This is a genomic window from Streptomyces sp. NPDC001194 (genome assembly GCF_042896985.1).
GTDB lineage: Bacteria > Actinomycetota > Actinomycetes > Streptomycetales > Streptomycetaceae > Streptomyces.
Genome location: NZ_JBIAXU010000028.1, coordinates 1 through 18,440, shown reverse-complemented (window position 1 = coordinate 18,440; position 18,440 = coordinate 1). Strand labels below are relative to the sequence as shown.

General features: G+C 73.0%; 19 protein-coding genes. 13 read left to right on the top strand and 6 right to left on the bottom strand.

The window, feature by feature from the left end; all coding sequences use genetic code 11:
• Window positions 1-118: 118 nt before the first annotated feature.
• Both ACFY1T_RS34000 and ACFY1T_RS33995 read left to right on the top strand, forming a co-directional pair.
• Entirely contained in the window at window positions 119-1,036 is a 918-nt protein-coding gene (locus tag ACFY1T_RS34000) for a hypothetical protein (RefSeq protein WP_390791621.1), read from the top strand.
• A gap of 109 nt (window positions 1,037-1,145) precedes the next feature.
• On the top strand, window positions 1,146-2,396 hold the full coding sequence (locus ACFY1T_RS33995) for a serine hydrolase domain-containing protein (RefSeq protein WP_390791620.1): 1,251 nt from the start codon (window positions 1,146-1,148) through the stop codon (window positions 2,394-2,396).
• A 28-nt stretch (window positions 2,397-2,424) separates the two neighbouring features.
• Here ACFY1T_RS33995 and ACFY1T_RS33990 read toward each other — a convergent pair whose 3' ends face one another.
• Complete coding sequence (locus ACFY1T_RS33990) at window positions 2,425-2,931, bottom strand: carboxymuconolactone decarboxylase family protein (RefSeq protein ID WP_390791619.1); 507 nt, start codon at window positions 2,929-2,931, stop codon at window positions 2,425-2,427.
• A gap of 242 nt (window positions 2,932-3,173) precedes the next feature.
• Between ACFY1T_RS33990 and helR the strand changes: the two genes are divergently transcribed.
• The gene (gene helR, locus ACFY1T_RS33985) at window positions 3,174-5,384 is read left to right on the top strand and encodes an RNA polymerase recycling motor ATPase HelR (RefSeq protein WP_390791618.1); all 2,211 of its coding nucleotides are present in this window, start codon (window positions 3,174-3,176) and stop codon (window positions 5,382-5,384) included.
• Here helR and ACFY1T_RS33980 read toward each other — a convergent pair.
• Both ACFY1T_RS33980 and ACFY1T_RS33975 read right to left on the bottom strand, forming a co-directional pair.
• Window positions 5,350-5,853, bottom strand: a complete 504-nt coding sequence (locus ACFY1T_RS33980) for a GNAT family N-acetyltransferase (protein ID WP_390791617.1) — start codon at window positions 5,851-5,853, stop codon at window positions 5,350-5,352. The genes helR and ACFY1T_RS33980 overlap by 35 nt on opposite strands.
• A gap of 12 nt (window positions 5,854-5,865) precedes the next feature.
• Complete coding sequence (locus ACFY1T_RS33975) at window positions 5,866-6,654, bottom strand: ATP-grasp domain-containing protein (protein ID WP_390791616.1); 789 nt, start codon at window positions 6,652-6,654, stop codon at window positions 5,866-5,868.
• Between the two features lie 264 nt (window positions 6,655-6,918).
• Here ACFY1T_RS33975 and ACFY1T_RS33970 point away from each other — a divergent pair, with 264 nt between their 5' ends.
• The 4 genes from ACFY1T_RS33970 to ACFY1T_RS33955 all read left to right on the top strand — a co-directional run bounded on the left by ACFY1T_RS33970 (window position 6,919) and on the right by ACFY1T_RS33955 (window position 10,070).
• The gene (locus tag ACFY1T_RS33970; protein ID WP_390791615.1) at window positions 6,919-7,314 is read left to right on the top strand and encodes a hypothetical protein; all 396 of its coding nucleotides are present in this window, start codon (window positions 6,919-6,921) and stop codon (window positions 7,312-7,314) included.
• A 48-nt stretch (window positions 7,315-7,362) separates the two neighbouring features.
• The gene (locus ACFY1T_RS33965; RefSeq protein WP_390791614.1) at window positions 7,363-7,716 is read left to right on the top strand and encodes a VOC family protein; all 354 of its coding nucleotides are present in this window, start codon (window positions 7,363-7,365) and stop codon (window positions 7,714-7,716) included.
• 86 nt (window positions 7,717-7,802) lie between these two features.
• Window positions 7,803-9,245 carry an MFS transporter gene (locus ACFY1T_RS33960; protein ID WP_390791613.1) on the top strand — a complete coding sequence of 481 codons (1,443 nt, stop codon included), beginning with the start codon at window positions 7,803-7,805 and terminating at the stop codon, window positions 9,243-9,245.
• 339 nt (window positions 9,246-9,584) lie between these two features.
• Window positions 9,585-10,070: a lamin tail domain-containing protein gene (locus ACFY1T_RS33955; RefSeq protein WP_390791612.1), complete on the top strand. Its 486-nt coding sequence runs from the start codon at window positions 9,585-9,587 to the stop codon at window positions 10,068-10,070.
• Between the two features lie 159 nt (window positions 10,071-10,229).
• Here ACFY1T_RS33955 and ACFY1T_RS33950 read toward each other — a convergent pair whose 3' ends face one another.
• Both ACFY1T_RS33950 and ACFY1T_RS33945 read right to left on the bottom strand, forming a co-directional pair.
• Window positions 10,230-10,550, bottom strand: a complete 321-nt coding sequence (locus ACFY1T_RS33950) for a DUF6191 domain-containing protein (protein WP_390791611.1) — start codon at window positions 10,548-10,550, stop codon at window positions 10,230-10,232.
• Window positions 10,551-10,617: 67 nt separating this feature from the next.
• Window positions 10,618-11,211 carry a hypothetical protein gene (locus ACFY1T_RS33945; protein WP_390791610.1) on the bottom strand — a complete coding sequence of 198 codons (594 nt, stop codon included), beginning with the start codon at window positions 11,209-11,211 and terminating at the stop codon, window positions 10,618-10,620.
• Between the two features lie 267 nt (window positions 11,212-11,478).
• Here ACFY1T_RS33945 and ACFY1T_RS33940 point away from each other — a divergent pair, with 267 nt between their 5' ends.
• The 6 genes from ACFY1T_RS33940 to ACFY1T_RS33915 all read left to right on the top strand — a co-directional run bounded on the left by ACFY1T_RS33940 (window position 11,479) and on the right by ACFY1T_RS33915 (window position 17,994).
• Entirely contained in the window at window positions 11,479-12,828 is a 1,350-nt protein-coding gene (locus tag ACFY1T_RS33940; RefSeq protein WP_390791609.1) for an efflux RND transporter periplasmic adaptor subunit, read from the top strand.
• Between the two features lie 98 nt (window positions 12,829-12,926).
• Complete coding sequence (locus ACFY1T_RS33935) at window positions 12,927-13,700, top strand: ABC transporter ATP-binding protein (protein WP_390791608.1); 774 nt, start codon at window positions 12,927-12,929, stop codon at window positions 13,698-13,700.
• The gene (locus tag ACFY1T_RS33930) at window positions 13,697-14,914 is read left to right on the top strand and encodes an ABC transporter permease (RefSeq protein WP_390791607.1); all 1,218 of its coding nucleotides are present in this window, start codon (window positions 13,697-13,699) and stop codon (window positions 14,912-14,914) included. Before ACFY1T_RS33935 ends, ACFY1T_RS33930 begins: the two co-directional genes overlap by 4 nt.
• 32 nt (window positions 14,915-14,946) lie before the next feature.
• A complete protein-coding gene (locus tag ACFY1T_RS33925) occupies window positions 14,947-15,765 on the top strand; it encodes a DUF5666 domain-containing protein (RefSeq protein ID WP_390791606.1) in 819 nt (272 codons plus the stop codon).
• Between the two features lie 20 nt (window positions 15,766-15,785).
• Window positions 15,786-16,517: a response regulator transcription factor gene (locus tag ACFY1T_RS33920; protein ID WP_390791605.1), complete on the top strand. Its 732-nt coding sequence runs from the start codon at window positions 15,786-15,788 to the stop codon at window positions 16,515-16,517.
• Window position 16,518: 1 nt separating this feature from the next.
• Window positions 16,519-17,994: a sensor histidine kinase gene (locus tag ACFY1T_RS33915; RefSeq protein ID WP_390791604.1), complete on the top strand. Its 1,476-nt coding sequence runs from the start codon at window positions 16,519-16,521 to the stop codon at window positions 17,992-17,994.
• 66 nt (window positions 17,995-18,060) lie between these two features.
• Here ACFY1T_RS33915 and ACFY1T_RS33910 read toward each other — a convergent pair.
• Window positions 18,061-18,440: substrate-binding domain-containing protein (locus ACFY1T_RS33910; RefSeq protein WP_390791603.1), on the bottom strand; the 380-nt coding region annotated here is incomplete at its 5' end.

Genomic DNA, 18,440 nt, shown 5'->3' with positions numbered 1-18,440 from the left:
CCCCAAGTGGCGTAACGGTCGTTGAGCAGCACCGATCATGATCAATAGCCTGCCTTCCGGCGCGTGACATCGCGTCTGTCGGAGGGAAGGCGAACGATCTCCAGTGAAGCTCCCGATCTTGAAGCGCACGGCCTGGGCGGCCGCGGCGACCGCGCTGCTCACGATGTTCGGCACCACCCCGGCCGGTGCGGCCGACGACGCATGGCAGAAGGTCGGCGACGACGCCCGGGGCGGTGTCAGCGGCATCGCGTTCGAGGGCCGTACCGCGGACGGAGCCGGCGTGCACGCACTGGTCGTGCACGACAACAAGCGGACCGGGCAGAAGCGCCTGTCCCGGATCACCCGCCGGGAGGGCTCCGCCGACGTCTCTCCCCTCACCTGGGACGGTCCGGAGCCTTCCGACCTGGAGGCGATCGAGGCCGTTCCCGGGATGCCCGCCGAGTACCTGGCGCTGGCCAGCCGCGGGATCGTCTACCGCCTCAAGGTCGTCGGCAGCACGGCGACGGTCGTCGACTACGCGCCGCTGCCGGCGATCGGGGAGGGCGACGACTTCGAGAGCTTCGCGCTCGTGTCGCAGAACGGGAACCTCGCCGCCCTGTGGGCCGATCGTGGAGCGGGTGCGAACCGTCCCGCCACCCTGTACGCCGCGCCGCTCACGTTCGCCTCGTGGGGACAGCCGCAGTTCGGCAGCGTGACCCGTCGCGCGTACCGTGCCGCGTACCCGAACGACGAGGCCACGCGGCACGTCTCCGACATCTCGGTGACCGACTCCGGGCGGATCATCGTGAGTTCGGCGGCGGACGCGGGCGACGACGGCCCCTTCGACTCGGCGGTGAGCGAGGCGGGCCGCGTGACCGTGTCGCCGGCCGGCCGGGTACGGGTGACGCTCGCGGCGTCCCCGGCGGCGCTCGGGACGTACCCGCGGTACAAGATCGAGGCGGTGGAGTGCCTGGCCGGATCCACCGACGCCCTCCTCGGCTCCGACGACGAGAACGCCGGCGGATTCGTACGGACCGCACCGTTCTGCGGGGCCTGAACCACCCAGTGCGGCGAACCGTGCCCGGCACGGCTCGCCGCGCGACGCTCGTGGCGCGGGCCTACGCTGGTGAGGCTGTCCGGGTCCTCGGGCGACGGGAGAGCCTGCCGTGAAGCCAACCCACATCCGACTGCGCCGGGCCTGCGTGGCTGCCGCCGCCGCGGGCATGTTCATCGGACCGGCCGTCGCGGGCTCCGCCGCGTACGGGGCTCCAGCCGCCCCGGCACCGTCGGCTTCCGCCCCCTCCGCCCCCTCCTCCCCCACCCCCGGCACCGACGAGGAGTTCCGGCGGCTCACGCCCGCCGTCGCGGCGCAACTGGACGCGGCGGTGCGCCAGGTCATGCGCGAGACACGGGTGCCGGGCGTGACCGTCGGGCTGTGGGCCCCCGGCAAGGGGAGTTACGTGAAGACCTTCGGCGTCGCGGACAAGGCGACGCGCGCACCGATGGCGACCGACCTGCACGTACGCATCGGCAGCGAGACCAAGACGTTCACGGTCACCGCCCTCCTCCAGCTGGTCGACCAGAAGAGGATCGGCCTGGACGATCCGATCGGCAAGTACGTCACGGGCGTTCCCGACGGCGACCGCATCACGCTGCGCGAGCTGGCCGGCATGCGCAGCGGGCTCTTCAACTACAGCCTGGACGGCGACTTCATCAAGAAGCTCCAGGCCGATCCCGAACGATCCTTCACGCCACGGCAGTTGCTCGACTACTCCTTCAAGCACCCCGCGCAGTTCCCGCCGGGCGCGCGGTTCGACTACTCCAACACCAACCTGATCCTGCTCGGACTGGTGGTGGAGAAGGTCACCGGCCGGCCGCTCCACGAGGTCATCACGCAGAAGGTGCTGGCACCGGCCGGGCTCCGCCGCACGGTCTTCCCCACGAGTGCGGCCCTGCCGGCTCCGTACGCGCAGGGCTACACCGACCAGACGGCCTCGGGCAAGATCGAGGACTCGACCCACTGGAACCCCTCCTGGGCCTGGGCCGCCGGCGAGATGGTCTCCGACCTGCAGGACCTGCGCAGTTGGGCCCGCACCCTCGCCACCGGCAGGCTGCTGACGCCCGAGACCCAGGCCGAGCGCCTGAAGACCACCCCGATGGACATTCCGGGTGACGGCTACGGCCTGGGCATCTTCAACGTCCAGGGCTGGATCGGTCACAACGGATCGATCCCCGGGTACGAGGTCCTGCCGGTCTACCTGCCACAGGCCCAGGCGACCATGGTCATCCTCCTCAACACCGATGTGCAGTACAAGGGTCAGGAGCCCAGTACGCTCTTCGGCCAGGCGGTCACCTCCATCGTGACGCCCGATCACGTCTACCCCGGCAAGAAGCCGCCCGCCCCCGGTGGCGGCTGACGCGAGGCATCGGGCGCCGGTGCCGCCCTCAGTTCCACGGATCGGTGAAAGACCGTCCCGGCACCGGCTTGGCGATGAGCGCGATCGGGACGAAGAAGTTGACCTGTCCTATCGCGATCGTCAGGGTCGCGAGGGCCTTCGCGTCATAGTGCTCGGACACCTCGGCGTACAGCTCGTCGCTGACGCGCTCCCCGCTCCGGGACGGCTGGAGAACGGCCTCCACCAGTGCCAGCGCGGCCCGTTCGGCACCACTGAAGTACGGGGCGTCCTGCCAGGACGCCACCGCGGTGATCCGCTCCTCGGACTCACCGGCCTTGCGCAGCATGCCGGTGTGCAGGACGGTCAGGTAGGTGTTGCCGACGATCTGGCCGGCCCGCAGCTGGAGCAGGCTGATGGTCGTGCGCGGTACCGAACGGTTGCCGGTGGCCTTGAACAGCGCCGCCGACACCTCCGCAAGCTCGGGGACGAGCTCCATCGGGTCCTGCGCCATCCGCGGTCCCACCGGTACGTCCGCCGTGATCGTACGAGTCTGCATCGCCGTCTCCCTCAGGTCTTCCGTGGTGCCGTCATTGACCTGACGGACGGCGGAACGGAAGTGTGACAGCCCGACGGCAGAATTCTTCCGCGAATTTTTCCTGCGGGAGGGGAGGGGGATCGGTCAAGGGGGAACACCCACCCCTTGCCACTCTCAACTTATAGCGCACAGGGGGGCTTGCGGCAAGGCCCCCGCAGTGCCGCAAAATCGCTGCTCGTAGCCAGAAGCAGCGGAAACAGGAGATGCACGGTTTGACTGTGTCGACATCGAAGACCACGAGCGCGTTCCACCTTCCCGACCACCTCTCCCCCAAGGCCGACCCCGCCCTCATCGCCCGCGACGAGCAGCACTTCACGGCCCTCGCCCACCACCTCGAGCAGGCGGTCGCCGAGCTGTCCGGCCGCCTCGACGTGCTGCGCAAGGCGCCGGGAGGCCTGGGCCGGGAGGCGATGGAACGGGACAGCGAGATCCACCGGCTGACCTCCCGGCTGCGCGCCCTGCGCCGCTTCGGAATGGACCTGTGCCTGGGGCGCATCGTCGGCGCGGACGACCCCGAGCCCGTCTACATCGGGCGGCTCGGCCTCACCGACGGCGCCGGGCACCGGCTCCTGATCGACTGGCGCTCCCCCGCCGCCGAGCCGTTCTTCGCCGCCACCCACGCCCACCCGATGGGACTGGCGAGCCGCCGCAGGTACCGCTGGACCCGCGGCCGGATCGGCGACTACTGGGACGAGGTGTTCACGGCCGACGGGTTCGAAGGGCACGCGGCGCTCGACGACCAGTCCGCCTTCATCGCCAGCCTGGGCAGCACCCGCTCGCCCCGCATGCGCGACGTGCTCGGCACCATCCAGGCGGACCAGGACGCCATCGTCCGCGCGGGTTCGCGCGGCGCTCTCGTCGTCGACGGAGGCCCGGGCACCGGCAAGACCGTCGTCGCCCTGCACCGCACCGCCCACCTCCTCTACTCCGACCCCCGCCTCGGACACCGTCGGGGCGGCGTGCTGTTCGTCGGCCCGCACCAGCCGTACCTGAACTACGTCTCCGACGTGCTCCCCAGCCTCGGCGAGGAGGGCGTGCAGACCTGCACCGTGCGCGACCTCCTCCCCGAGGGCGCCGGAGCACCGCTCGAGACGGACCCCGAGGTGGCACGCCTGAAGTCGTCCGCGGACATGGTGAGGGCGATCGAGAAGGCCGTCGGGATCTACGAGGAACCGCCCGCCGAGGGGATGACGGTGTCCACCCCCTGGGCCGACCTGTGGCTGAGCGCCGCCGACTGGGCCGAGGCGTTCGAAGAGGCGGCCGGCGTCGCGCACAACGAGGCCCGCGAGCAGATCTGGGACGGCCTGCTCTCGATCCTGATGGACAAGCTCGGCGAGGACGACGAGCACGAAGGGGTCTCGCCCGACCGGCTCCGGAAGGTTCTGCGGCGCGACGAGGAGCTGGTCACCACCCTCAACCGGGCGTGGCCGCTGCTCGAAGCGGCCGACCTCGTCGCGGACCTGTGGTCGGTACCCGCCTACCTGCGGCTGTGCGCGCCCCGGCTGACCCGCGAGGACGTACGGGTGCTGCAGCGCGCGGACGCCCGGGCCTGGACCGTCTCCGACCTGCCGCTCCTGGACGCGGCGCGGCAGCGGCTCGGCGACCCGGAGGCGGCCCGGCGCAAGCACCGGCACGACGCGGCCGTCGCCGCCGAACGCGAGCGCATGGCCGGCGTCATCGACGACATCCTCGCTGCCGCCGACTTCAACTCGGCCGGAGACGACAGCGAGGGCGCCGTGAGGATGCTGCGCGGCCGGGACCTCCAGGACAGCCTGATCGACGAGAGCGCCCTGCCGGCCTCGGACCCCGACCGGCTCGCCGGCCCGTTCGCGCACATCGTCGTGGACGAGGCCCAGGAACTGACCGACGCGGAGTGGCAGATGCTGCTGGTGCGCTGCCCGTCGCGGAGCTTCACGATCGTCGGGGACCGGGCGCAGGCGAGGCACGGGTTCACCGAGTCGTGGCGGGAGCGGCTGGAGCGGATCGGGCTCGACCGGATCGACGTGGCCTCCCTGAGCGTCAACTACCGTACGCCGGAAGAGGTCATGGCCCAGGCGGAGCCGGTCATCCGGGCCGCGCTGCCCGATGCCAACGTGCCGACTTCCGTCCGCGCAAGCGGCATCCCCGTCGCGTACGGATCGGTCGCGGACCTGGACTCCGTCCTCGGCACCTGGCTCGCCGCCCACGCCGACGGGGTCGCCTGCGTCATCGGCGATCCGTCCTTCCGGGAGACGTCGCGCGTCAGGTCGCTCACCCCGGGGCTCTCGAAGGGGCTCGAGTTCGACCTGGTCGTCCTCGTCGACCCGGAGGGGTTCGGCGAGGGCATCGAGGGAGCGGTCGACCGCTACGTCGCGATGACCCGGGCGACGCAGCAGCTCGTCATCCTGACCGGCCGGCCGGCTGCCGCAGCATGAAGACGTCGACCGGCTCCTCGGCCACCACGGTGAAACCGAGGCGCTCGTACAGCCGCCGGGCGGGGCTGCCCTGCAGGACGTTCAGGCGGACGGGCGCGCCGTCGGCGTCGGTCCGCCGCAGGAGGGAGCGCAGGACGGCCGACCCGAGGCCGCGGCCGTGCAGCGCGGGATCGAGATAGAAGTGCTCCAGCCACCACCCGTCCTCGGCCGGGCGCAGGGTGACGCTTCCCGCGAAGGCCCCGTCGGCCAGGACGACCGAGGTGTACCGCGGGGAGAAGGAGTCCCGCAGCCGCTGACGGACCCGGTGCTCGTCGAAGCGTCCCAGGCGCTCCAGGTCGGGGCGCATCACGACGGCCCTCAGCTCGACGATCGTCTCGACGTCCGACGACTCGGCGGACCGCAGCGACCATTCCGGGGGAGGCTCGGTCCTGACGGGCCGTATCTCATCGGCCTTCGTGCTCGCGTTCATGGCCGCAGTATGTCAACGGGGCGCGGGCTCCTGCGGCCGGCCCTCGGTCGCGCGGACGAACGGCAGGTCCCGGCCGGCCACGCGGGCGCGGGGGCCCGCGGCGCGCAGCACGACGTCGAGTACGGCGTCGGGCTCGGCCGCGTAGCAGTGCGCGAACCAGGGCATGTTGGCCTCGACGATCGCCCAGCCGCCGTCCGTGAGCCGGCCGACGTCCACGCAGACCGCGCTGGGCAGTCCGTCGGCCGTGGCGTCGAGCACCTCGCGGGCGAAGGCCCGGGCGTCCGCGTCGAGCGGTGCGGGGTCGGGGCGCCCGTACACGGCGTAGCGACTGCCTGCGGCGACCTCGCCGTCGAGTACGAACAGCCTGTACTCGGCCGCGAACTCCACCACCGCGCTGACGAGGACGGGTGTCGTGCCGGCGAGGGCGGCCGGCAGTGCGCGCCCGTCCTCGTACACCGCGGCGGGAAGCAGGTCGATCTTCGCGGAGGGCGGTTTCACGAAGGCGGGTTCCCGCAGGGACCGGGCCTCGGCGAGCGTGGTGAGGCGTACGGAGCGCCGCAGGAGTGGGTGCGCCACCGTGGCCAGCCAGTCGTCGGCCGGTTCGAGGAGCCCGAGGCCGAGCCGATCGGACAGGAGGTCGGCGGCGAGCGGGCCTCCGTACCAGTACGTCTCGCGGCCCTCGGCCCGGCCGACGTGGGCCACCACGTCATGGCCGCGCCACGCCGCGGCCTGCGCGAGGAGTTCCGCCGTGGTGGTGCGGGGCGGGTTCAGGAGCAGGGTGGGCGTGGCGCGGGCATCCATGGAGGCGAGCGTACAAGGGGACGGCGAAGGGCCGTGAAGGCTGATGAAGTCCCGTTCTGCGAACGGGCGGTGGTCAGGCCGGGCGCCGGGCTGCGGCCGGGCGCTCCTTCCGTCCGTTCACCACGCCCCGTTCCGGGCTTGATCGTATCCGCGGTTCCTCGGCCTCCTCACCGCATGTTCACCGTTGCCGCACACGCCGGTGCAACCGAACGTGACAGGGTGGATACGCCACGCAGTCGCCCGGCGCCGCTCGGAGGGGATCCCATGCACTTCGTACGCAGGAACACGGTTCGGTCGGGGAGGCCCGCGCGGCGGCGCCTGGCGACGGTGGCGGCGGCCCTCGCCGCGGCCGGCGCCATGGCGCTGGTGACCGCGGCGCCGGCGAGCGCCGAGGTCAAGGCCACGTGCGGGAAGTACATCTGCGTGGCCACCGCCTACCAGGGGCGTGACTACGTCCAGGACATCACCGTCACGACCAGGGACGGGCTGCCGGGGACGCTGCGGGCCTTCGTCGGCGACTACCGCGGCAGCAAGGCCGGTGTGTCGCAGGCCAGGTTCGTGGTCAACCGCGAGTTCAGGGCGTACCCGCGGCTGGCCGTCTGCGGTGGTCTGGATCGCAGCGGCAGGGTGATCGAGAACCACTGCGTACTGATCCCCTGACGGGTGCGATGCGGCCCCGTCCGACCGCCGCCCTGGGAAGATGGCCGTATGGAACGTGTGACGGGAATCGGCGGGTACTTCGTGCGGGCGGCCGATCCGGCGGCCCTGAGCGCCTGGTACCGCGAGTGTCTGGGCCTGGATGCCGACGAGCACGGGCTGTGGCGGCAGGGCGGCGGGCCCACGGTGTTCGCGGCGTTCGAGTCCGGGACCGACTACTTCGGGTCCCGCGCCCAGCAGACCATGCTCAACTTCCGGGTCCGCGACCTGGACGCGATGCTCGCGCAGTTGCGCGCCAAGGGCGCGGACGTGGCCGGGGAGACGCAGGACATGGACGGTGTCGGGCGGTTCGGCTGGGTCACCGACCCCGAGGGCAACCGGATCGAGCTGTGGGAGCCCGCGTAGGCGCGTGAGGCCCCGGGTGCCCGGCGCGGTGGGCGGGCGCATGCTGGTGGGAGGGGGCGCCGGGGGGCTGTGGACGGGACGTGTTCATGGGCGTGGGCAAGGCGGGAGCCGGGGCCTCGGGCCGGCGGCTGTTCTCGGGCCGGGACAGGGCGGTCATCGCCGCCGCCTCGCTGTCGATGCTCCTCGTCCAGATGGACTGGTTCGCCCTCAACCTGATGCTTCCCGTCATCGCCCGGGACTTCTCCACACCCACCACGAATCTGCAATGGCTGGTCAGCGGCTACATGCTGACGCTCGGCGCACTGATGATCACGGGCGGCAGGGCGGCCGACGTCCACGGGCGGCGCACCGTCGTCGTGTGGGGCCTGGTCGGCTTCGCCGTGGTGTCCGTCGTGTGCGCCGCCGCGCAGAACGAGGCCTGGCTGGTCGTGGCCCGTGTGGTCCAGGGGGCCACGGCCGCGATGATCTTCCCGGTGGCCGTGGCGGTCGTCACCGCCCATTTCCGTGACGACCGGCAGGGCCGCGCGGTGGGCACGGTGCTGGCCTTCAGCGCGATCGGCACCGCACTCGGGCCGTTCGTGGGCGGCGTGTTCGCCGAGCACGTGAGCTGGCGGGCCGTGTTCCTGCTGAACGTGCCCTTCTGCGCCGTCGCGGCCTTCCTGATGCTGCGGTTCGTCACCGACACCCGCGACGAGGAGGCCGGTCACGGCCTGGACCTCCCCGGGGCCGTCACCGTGGCGGGCGGTCTCACCGCCCTCATGATCGCGGTCGACCAGGGCGGCCACTGGGGCTGGGCCTCACCGGCGACGCTTGCATGTCTGGCCGCCGGAGCGCTCCTGCTGGTCCTGTTCGTGCTGATCGAGCGCCGGACCGCCGAGCCGCTGCTGGACCTGTCCCTGCTGCGCAACGGGCCCTTCGTGACGGTCACGCTGGCCGGCTCCGTGTCCAACATCGTGTACTGCCTGGTGGCGGTCCTCTCCGCGCTCTACCTCCAGCAGGCGCGCGGCCTGACCCCGCTGGACGCCGGTCTGGTCTTCCTCGCCCTGTCCGTGGGCGCCGGGGCGGCCAGCTACTGGTCCGGCCACCTCGCCCGGCGGTGGCGCCCGGAGGCCCTCATGGCGGGCGGCATGCTGCTGAGCGGCGCTGCCCTCCTCGTGCTGACCTGGACGGACCCGCTCGCGCTCTACACGGCCGTCTTCGCCGTCGTGGGCCTCGGGATCGGCCTCGGCTGGGCGCTGACGAACGTGGCCACCCAGTCGTACGTCCCGTCGGGCCGGCTCGCCGCCGCCTCCGGACTGGTGCTGACCTCGCTGGTCCTGCTGGGCGCCGTGGCCGTGGCGGTGGCGGCGACCGTGCTGGAGGTCCTGAGCGGATCGGAGCAGGCCGCGGCTTCGGACGGACCGGCCATCGAGAGCGTGCTGCGGGCCGCGGCGCTCCTCTCCCTCGCGGGTGCGGCCGGCCTGCTCCCGCTGATCCGCAGGCAGCGGGCGCCGCGCCCCGACCCGACCGTCAACCTGCCCTCGCTCTGACGCCCCGCCGAACGCCCGTTACAAAACCCTGAACCCATTCGGCGCAGTGGGGGAAGAGCGCCGCGCACGACGGGCATCGCGCGGGAACGCCGCGTCTCCAGGCCCCCCATGGCCTGCGGGCCGCGCTCGCGGAATCCGCGTCAGCAGGGCGTTGACCGATGTCCGATACAAGCAAGAGTCACGGGTATGTCTGCATTGGGCAACACGCCCTGCGTTGGTCGCTTTGGGCGGTGGCCGGGGACCAGAGTGTGCCTCCTCGGCAGGACGCCGGGACTGTTCGGAGCCCACCCGCCCGTTCTCGGCCGGGAAGGGCCGCTGTCTGTTGAAGGGGTCGTCTTCATGTCTGCTTCTCTCGCCACCCGCCGGGTCGTCTCCGCGTTCCTGGCCGCAGGCGCCCTGGTCGCCGCCGCAGCTCTGCCGGCGGCCGCCGCCGACAACCACGGGCGCGACCACCGGGGCGCGAAGTCCTCGATCGTCATCGGCGACGTCCAGTACGACAGCCCCGGTCGCAACGACCGCTCCGCCCGCGCCCTGAACGGGGAGTGGGTCGAGGTGAAGAACACCGGCCGCCACAGCGTCAACCTGCGCGGCTTCACCCTCACCGACCGGCAGGGCAACCGCTACCAGTTCAGGGACTTCCGCCTGGACGGCCGTTCCAGCGTCAAGGTCCACACCGGCCAGGGCCGCGACACCCGCCACGACGTCTACCAGGACCGCCGCCAGCAGGTGTGGGACGAGCGCGACAGCGCGACGCTCCGCGACAACCGCGGCAACGTCCTCGACTCCGACTCCTGGGACGGCCGCCGCCACCACCGCAACGGCTGACCCGGACCTCCGCCCCTGACGGGGTGACCGGGCGGCGGCCGCACGGACGAGCGTGCGGACCGCCGGCCCGCCGAGAGCGGCGTGTCACGGCCTTCCGGCCGCGGCACGCCGCTCTCCGGTTCCCTCCCGCGCCTCGCGCCTCGCGCCTCCGGTCGGCTCCTACCGCTCGGGCCGCGGCATCCGGACGACCGCGGTCCCCGCCGCCAGATCCACCGTGGTCCGGTGCGGCGGCGCGCCGTCTTCCTCGTCGTCGCGCAGTACCAGGGCCGACTGCCGCTCCTTGAGCTCGTTCTGCTTCCCGGGCGAGAAGCCGGCGTGCAGCTGCTCGAACCCGGTCGCCGAAACCTGGCCCGTCCGGACGCTGTTGCGCCACGGCAGCACTCCGGCCCGACCGGCGCGGAGCAGCACCTGATCGGCGAAGGCCACGGCGGTCAGTACGACGACCAGTCCGGGCAGCGTCGCGAAGACGGCGAATTCCATGCCGCCAGTATCCGGTCCGCAGCCCCGTACGGACAGGCCGGGCCGGCCCCGGCCGCCCCGGGCCGGCTCAGAGCGCGGAGGCCGACGGGCCGGCGCCCGGCTGCGGGGTGTTCCGACCGCGTTGCGGCAGCAGGGCCTTGCAGGTCTCGAAGGCCTGCGCCGACTGCGGGTCGGTGGTGGGGAAGCCCCGGTTCCCCGGCGCGTTCGGGGAGGCCGACGGCAGCACGACGCCGTGGTCCTTGAGGCAGCTGGTGAAGGCCTTCATCGCGCCGCCGTCACCGCCGCCGGGGCCGCCGCCCCGCCCCTTGAACTGCGGGCGAAGATCCGCGCACGCCTGCGTCGCCTCGTTGCGCTGCGGGTCTGCCGACGCTCTGCCGCCCGGAGCACCAAAGGCGCCGCCCCAGCCGCCGCCACCGCCACCGCCGGGTCCTCGCGAACCGGTCGGGCGCGGGGCCATCGTGACGCCGTGCCGGGCCAGGCACTGGCGGTACACGTCCATGGCCTTGGCGTCCGCTGACGGTGACGCGGAGGCGGAAGCGGAAGCGCCGGCCGCCGTCGGTGAGGCGCCCGCGCCGGAGGAGCAACCCGCGAGCAGCAGCCCGCAGGCCGCGACGGCCACGGCGGACAGCGCGGCAGTCGGCCGGGGCGTGGTCCAGGGCATGTCCGTCGGTCTCCTCGGGGCGTCGGGCCGCCGGCGGCTCGGGCACGTCGGCGACGGTGACTGAACCGCACGGAGATGGGGGTGGCCAGGGCGTCCGCTGGGAGTTTCCTGACAGTGCCCGGGCCCCCGCGCCCCGGAGGCGGTCAGAGAACGTGCGGTACGCGGTGGATGGGAGGTTATGCCCGCTTCGGCCGGGCGTGGCGCTCCCAGGAAACTCCCAGGAATCTCCCAGAGCCTCCAAAGTGCGGGCGGCCAGGCTCCCCTCCCATGAACGTGCTCCCACGGCGGCGCAGGGCCGCCCTGATCAACTCGGTGCTCGCAGCGGCGGTCCTCGCGAGCGCCGGCGGCGCGTACGCGGCGGTGACCGGCGGAGGCGACGGGCCTGCGCGCGGCGGCGCGCGGACCGTCACGGTCACCAAGGGCACCGTCCTCGCGACGGTGTCCGGCTCGGGGTCGCTGAGCTCGCCGAGCGATGCCGGCGTGAACTTCACCACCGGCGGGAGGCTCACCGAGGTCGACGTCAAACCGGGCGACAAGGTCACCAAGGGGCAGCTGCTCGGGAAGGTCGACGCGACCACCGCGACGGAGACGCTCACCCAGGCCCGGGCCGCGCTGACCGCGGCCCGGGCGAACGTGACCAAGGCCGAAGCCGGGCAGGTGAGTTCGGCCTCGAACGGCGGCTCGTCCCCGTCGAAGGGCGGCTCCGCGCCGGCCCCGACGCCGACCGTGGACGCCGCGCAGGTGTCCCAGGCCCGCTCCCAGCTCACCCAGGCGCAGAACGCCGTGGACGCCGCGCAGCGCGCGGTCGACGGGACCGCGCTGAAGGCGCCGGCCGACGGGACGGTCGCGTCCGTGTCGGCGAAGGCGGGCGACACGGTCTCCGGTACGAGCGGCAACGGCGGTACGGGTGGCGGCAGCGGCGGCGGTTCGGGTACCGGCTCCGGCTCCTCCGGCTCCGGCTCCGCCTCCTCTTCCGCCCTCTCCGGGTTCGTGGTCCTCACCAACCCGTCCGGCATGCAGGTGACGGCGAACTTCTCGGAGGCCGACGCCCTCAAGCTGAAGCCGGGCCAGCCGGCCACGGTCACGCTCAACGCGATGTCGGGCAAGGTCCTGGGCGCCCAGGTGCTGGCGGTCGGTTCGCTGCCCACCGGCAGCGGCTCGTCCTCCGGCGGGGGGAACTCGGGCAGTGGGAGCGCCGTGCAGTATGCGGCGACCCTCACCGTCACGAGCCCCACCGACGACCTGCGCAGCGGCCTCAGCGCCTCCATCGAGGTCGTCGTCGGCGAGGCGTCCGGAGCCCTCTCGGTTCCGACCGCCGCCGTGTCGGGAACGGGCGCGAACCGCACCGTCACCGTGGTCAAGGGGGACGGCACCGCCGTACGGACGCCGGTCACCGTCGGTCTCGAAGGCGACGGCGCCGACCAGATCCTCAGCGGGCTGACCGAAGGGGAGCGGGTCCAGCTGACCGTGGTCTCCTCGACCGGCGGCGGAGGCTTCCCGGGCGGCGCCTTCCCCGGCGGCGCCGGAGCGGGCGCGACCCGCAACCGCGGGGCCGGTGGGGCCGCCGGCGGCGGGGGCGGCATCCGCACCGGCGGGGGCGGGGGTGGCCGCGGATGACGCCGCCGCTGTGGCCGCGCCGGACACCGTCCGGGCGCACCACGCCCATCGAACGCCGGACGGCCGCGGTACCTCGGCGGCCGGCGACGCCGCCGCCGGTGATCGAGGTGCGCGCGCTGTTCAAGACGTACGGGCACGGCGACGCCGCCGTACGCGCGCTCGGCGGGCCGCCCGATCCCGCCACGGGCCGCCGGCCCGGAGTCGAACTGGTCGTGGAAGAGGGTGACTTCGTCGCCGTCATGGGAAGCTCGGGCTCCGGCAAGTCGACGCTGATGAACATCCTCGGCTGCCTGGACGTCCCCACCTCGGGTCGCTACCTCCTCGACGGGATCGACGTGGGCGGCCTGGACGAGCACCAGCTCTCGCTGGTCCGCAACCGCAAGATCGGCTTCGTCTTCCAGTCCTTCAACCTGGTGCCCCGCACGAGCGCCGTCGCCCAGGTCGAACTGCCGCTGGCCTACGCCGGGGTGAAGGCCGCCGAGCGGCGCCGGCGCGCCGTGGCGGCGCTCACCCTGGTGGGCCTCGCCGAGCGCCTCGACCACCGTCCCAACGAACTCTCCGGCGGCCAGCAGCAGCGCGTGGCCGTGGCCCGCGCCCTCGTCACCGCGCCCGCCATGCTGCTCGCCGACGAGCCGACCGGAAATCTCGACAGCCACAGCACCGAGGAGGTCCTGGCCCTCGTGGACCGGCTCAACGCGTCGGGCCGCACCGTCGTCCTGATCACCCACGAGGACGAGGTCGCCCGCCACGCCAAGCGCGTCCTGCGCCTGGTGGACGGGCAGATCGTCGAGGACGTCCGGCAGGCGCCCGTCGGCGGGCCGCCGCCCGCGCTGCGCGAAGCCGCACACGCCGCGGCCGGAGGTCCGAGGTGAACCCGTTCCAGACGCTGCGCTTCGCCTTCGGCGGCCTCGCGGCGAACAAGGTGCGCTCCGCACTGACGATGCTGGGCGTACTGATCGGCGTCGCGGCGGTGATCCTGCTCCTGGCGGTGGGCAACGGCTCCTCGCAGGCGGTGAAGGACTCCATCGAGAAGCTCGGCACCAACGCCCTGACCGTCTCTTCCGGCAGCGGGTTCGGCGGCTCGCGCTCCGGCTCCGCGAACGCCGCGAAGCCGCTGACCGTCGAGGACGCGCGGGCGCTCGCCGACCCCTCGGCGGCCCCGCACATCGAGTCGGTCGCACCCGAGGTCACCACCTCGCAGACCGCCCTCCACGAGGGCACCTCGCACACGGTCGGCCAGGTCGTCGGCACGTACCCGGCGTACTTCAAGGCCTCCAACAGCAAGGTGGCCAAGGGCGACTACTTCAGCGGCGACGACGTGCTGGCGTCCCGCAAGGTCGCCGTCATCGGCTCCACGACCGCCGCGGACCTGTTCGGCACGGCCGACCCCGTCGGGAAGAGGTTGGTGCTCGGCGGTACGCCGTTCACCGTGGTCGGGGTGCTCGCCGCCAAGGGCGGCACCGGGTTCCAGGACCCGGACGACGTGGTGGTCGCGCCGCTGCCCACCGTGCAGAACGCCTTCACCGGCTTCGGCTCGGTGAGCCAGGTCCTCGTCGAGGCCAAGTCCGCGGCGGCGACGGCCGAGGCGCAGAGCGAGATCACGACCGTCCTGATGGGGCGGCACGGCATCAAGGACCCGGCCGCGCTCGACTTCCGCGTGTCCAGCCAGGAATCGCTGCTGACCACGCAAGCGGCGACGAACAAGACGTTCACCGTGCTGCTCGGTGCGGTCGCCGCGATCTCCCTGCTGGTCGGAGGGATCGGGATCACCAACATCATGCTGGTCACGGTGACCGAACGGACCCGTGAGATCGGCATCCGCAAGGCGATCGGGGCGCCCCGGGGAGTCATCCTCGGCCAGTTCCTCGCCGAGTCGACCCTGCTCTCGCTGATCGGCGGCGGGCTGGGCGTCGCGGCGGGGCTGATCGGCTCGCACTTCACCATCGTCGGCATCAAGCCGGTCGTCATACCGGAGTCGGTCGTCGGCGCCTTCGCCATCGCCGTGGTGATCGGGTTGTTCTTCGGCGGATACCCGGCCAACCGGGCCGCGAGTCTGCGGCCCATCGAAGCACTGCGGCACGAGTGAGCCGGCACACGCGGGAACAGGGAGAAGCTGACATGGCACGACGCCGCACCGAACCGGTGAAGCAGCCCGAGGCGGGAGACGACCGGTACGCGCCGTTCGCCGATGTGTTCACCGCATCGGCCGCCGGGGACGACCGCTTCCCGGAGGAGCTGATCGTGGAACACCCCGTTGCGGAGGACCCCGGCACGCAGGACCCGGTCATGCAGGACTCCGGTGTACCGAGCCCCGGCGCCGCCGATCCGGAGGGGATCCTCGCCGAGCCGCCGGACACCCGGGACATCTCGGCGGAGCTCGCCGCACCGCCGCGGCCGCGCCTGCCCTGGCTGACGCTGGCGCTCTCGGGCGGCGTGGTGGCCGGGCTCGCGTTCACCGGCGGCGTCCTCGTCGAGAAGGGCCACCTGCAGGGTTCGCCCGGTGCCGGGTCCACGGGCCGGAACTTCGCGGCCGGGACGGGCGGCCAGGGACGTACGGGCTCCGCGCAGGGCGGCGCCGGGGCCACCGGCCAGGGCCGGACCGGAAGCGGAACCGGAAGCGGGCAGAGCGGCGGGCGGCAGGGCTTCGGCTCGGCGCCGGGCGGCCCGGGGGCCGGGGCCGGGGTGACCACCGGTACGGTGAAGCTCGTCGACGGCACCACCCTCTACGTCACCGACGTCCAGGGCAACGTCGTCAAGGTCACGACCGACACCAGTACCCAGATCACCCAGGCCAAGAGCGGCAAGGTGTCCGACCTCCAGCCGGGTCAGACCGTCACCGTGCGCGGCAGCCAGAACCCCGCCGGCGACCTCGCCGCGACGACCGTCGCCCAGGGCGGCGCGGGCGGGTTCGGGGGCGGAGGCGGCGGCCGGGGGTGAGCGCGAGAGGAGGAACCCCCTTGGACAGGGACACGGCCACGCCCGAGGCGTGCCTGCTCGTCGTCGACGACGAGCCGAACATCCGGGAGCTGCTGTCCGCCTCCCTGCGGTTCGTCGGCTTCCGGGTCACCTCGGCGGCGAACGGCGCCGACGCGCTGGCGGCGGTCTCCAGGGAACGGCCCGACCTGGTGGTGCTCGACGTGATGCTGCCCGACATCAGCGGGTTCGCCGTCGTACGCCGCCTGCGCGAGGCGGCCGGCAGCGGATCAGGGGCCGAGCACCTGCCGGTGCTCTTCCTCACCGCGAAGGACGGGGTCGACGACAAGATCGGCGGTCTCACGGCCGGCGGGGACGACTACGTCACCAAGCCGTTCAGCCTGGAGGAGCTGATCGCGCGGATCCGGGCGATCCTGCGCCGCACCGGCGCCCCGACGGGCGAGGGACGCCTGGTCGCCGGCGACCTCGAACTGGACCCGGTGGGCCACCAGGTACTGCGCGGCGGCCGGCCCGTCTCCCTCTCCCCCACCGAGTTCAAACTGCTCGCGTACCTGATGACCCACGCCGATCGCGTCGTCTCCAAGATGCAGATCCTCGAACACGTGTGGGCGTACGACTTCGGCGGCGACCTCAGCATCGTCGAGTCGTACATCTCGTACGTGCGCCGCAAGGTGGACTCGGGCGCGGACGGCGCCGTCAAGCTCATCCACACCGTGCGCGGCATCGGGTACGTCCTGCGCCGCCCGCAGAGCTGACGTGGCGGGGTTCCGGCCGGCGGGCCTTTCGCTGCGCTCGCGGCTCGTGCTGCTCTCGATCGCGCTCGTCGCGCTCGGGCTGACCGTCAGCGACACCGTCGTACTCGGATCGGTGCGCGCGCAGCTGCTGGGGCGGGTGGACCAGCAGCTCGAACGGTACGGGGACTCGGTGGCGTTCCGGATCCGGGCCGAGGGCACCCCGCAGTCGCGCCCGGGCCGACCGGGGAGCGGGCCGGGACGGGCCTGGCTGCCCAGCCAGTACGTGGTGGCCTTCGCCGATGCCGACGGCAGGGTGACCGACCAGTTCCGGGAGCCCGTCGCGGCCGGGGACCCGCGCCCGCTGTGGCCCGCGATGGACGGGGCGCGGCTGCGGGAGAGGATCGGGCGGGCGTTCGAGGTCCCGAGCGACCACGGTGACGGCACCTGGTGGGTGCTGATCGTGCCGGTCGGGAGCGACGATCCGGGGCTGCCCGCCGGGGTCGTGGTCGCGGCTCCGCTGGACGACGTGTCCTCCGCACTCGACCACCTGGCCACCGCGTTCGAGCTCATCGGCGTCGTGGTGGCGATGCTGCTCGCCGCCGCCGGCTGGTTCGCGGTACGGGCCGGGCTGCGCCCGCTGCGGCGGATCGAGGAGACCGCGGCGGAGATCTCGGCGGGGCGCCCGCTCTCGCACCGGATGCCGGACGCCTCGCCGCGCACCGAGACGGGACGGCTGACGAGCGCGCTCAACGGCATGCTCGCGCAGATCGAGTCGGCGTTCGCGGTCCGCGCCGCCTCCGAGGAGCAGATGCGGCGCTTCGTCGCCGATGCCAGTCACGAACTGCGGACGCCGCTGGCCGGCATCCGGGGCTTCGCCGAGCTGTACCGGATGGGCGCTCTCGCCGACGAGGCGGACGTGAAGCGGACCATGGCCCGGATCGAGAGCGAGGCGGTGCGGCTCAGCGGTCTGGTGGAGGACCTGCTGACCCTGGTCCGGATGGACGAGCAGCGTCCGCTGGAGCTCGCCCCGATGGACCTGCGCACCCTCGCGGTGGACGCCCTGCACGACACCCGCGCGCTGGACCCCGCGCGCGAGGTGACGCTGACCGGTCCGGGCGGCGTCGGTCTGCCCGGCCCCGCACCGGTCCACGGGGACGAGGCACGGCTGCGCCAGGTGATCGCCAACCTGGTCGGCAACGCCGTCGCCCACACTCCGGCGGGTTCGCCGGTGCGCATCGGCGTGGGCAGCGCGGGCGACGGCGCGGTGATCGAGGTGGCCGACTCCGGACCGGGTCTCACGCCGGAGCAGGCGGCCCGGGTCTTCGAGCGGTTCTACCGGGTGGACGCCTCCCGGAGCCGGCAGGCGGGCGGCGGGGCGGGGCTCGGCCTGGCGATCGCGTCGGCGCTCGTACGGGCCCATGGCGGCGGACTGGAACTGGAGACTTCGCCGGGCGGCGGAGCGCTGTTCCGCGTCCGGCTGGAGTCCGCCGGACGGTGACCGGACGGCCGGTTCGGGCCGCCCCGGCCCACCCCGGTCCGCCCCGACCGCACCGGCCGCTTCGGGCTACTTCAGGCCGATCTCGTCACACGCGGCCTTGTACTTGTCGGTGCAGATCTCGGAGACGGTGTAGATGCCGTCGTCGATCACGGTCGCCCTGATGTTGTTCTTGGTCAGCGCGATGCCCGGGACGAGCACGGACGGCACGCCCTTGGTGGTCGGGCTGTCGACGATCTGGTTGATGAGTCCGTCGATCTTCTCGCCCTGGGCGAGGGCGACGGCCATCTCCGCGGCGGCCGCGGCCTCGGGTGCGTAGCTCTTGTAGACGGTCATGTACTGCTCGCCCGCGACGATGCGCTGCACTCCGGCGAGTTCCGCGTCCTGGCCGGTGACCGGGGGCAGGGGGCTCACGCCGGCCGCCTTCAGGGCGGTGATGATGCCGCCGG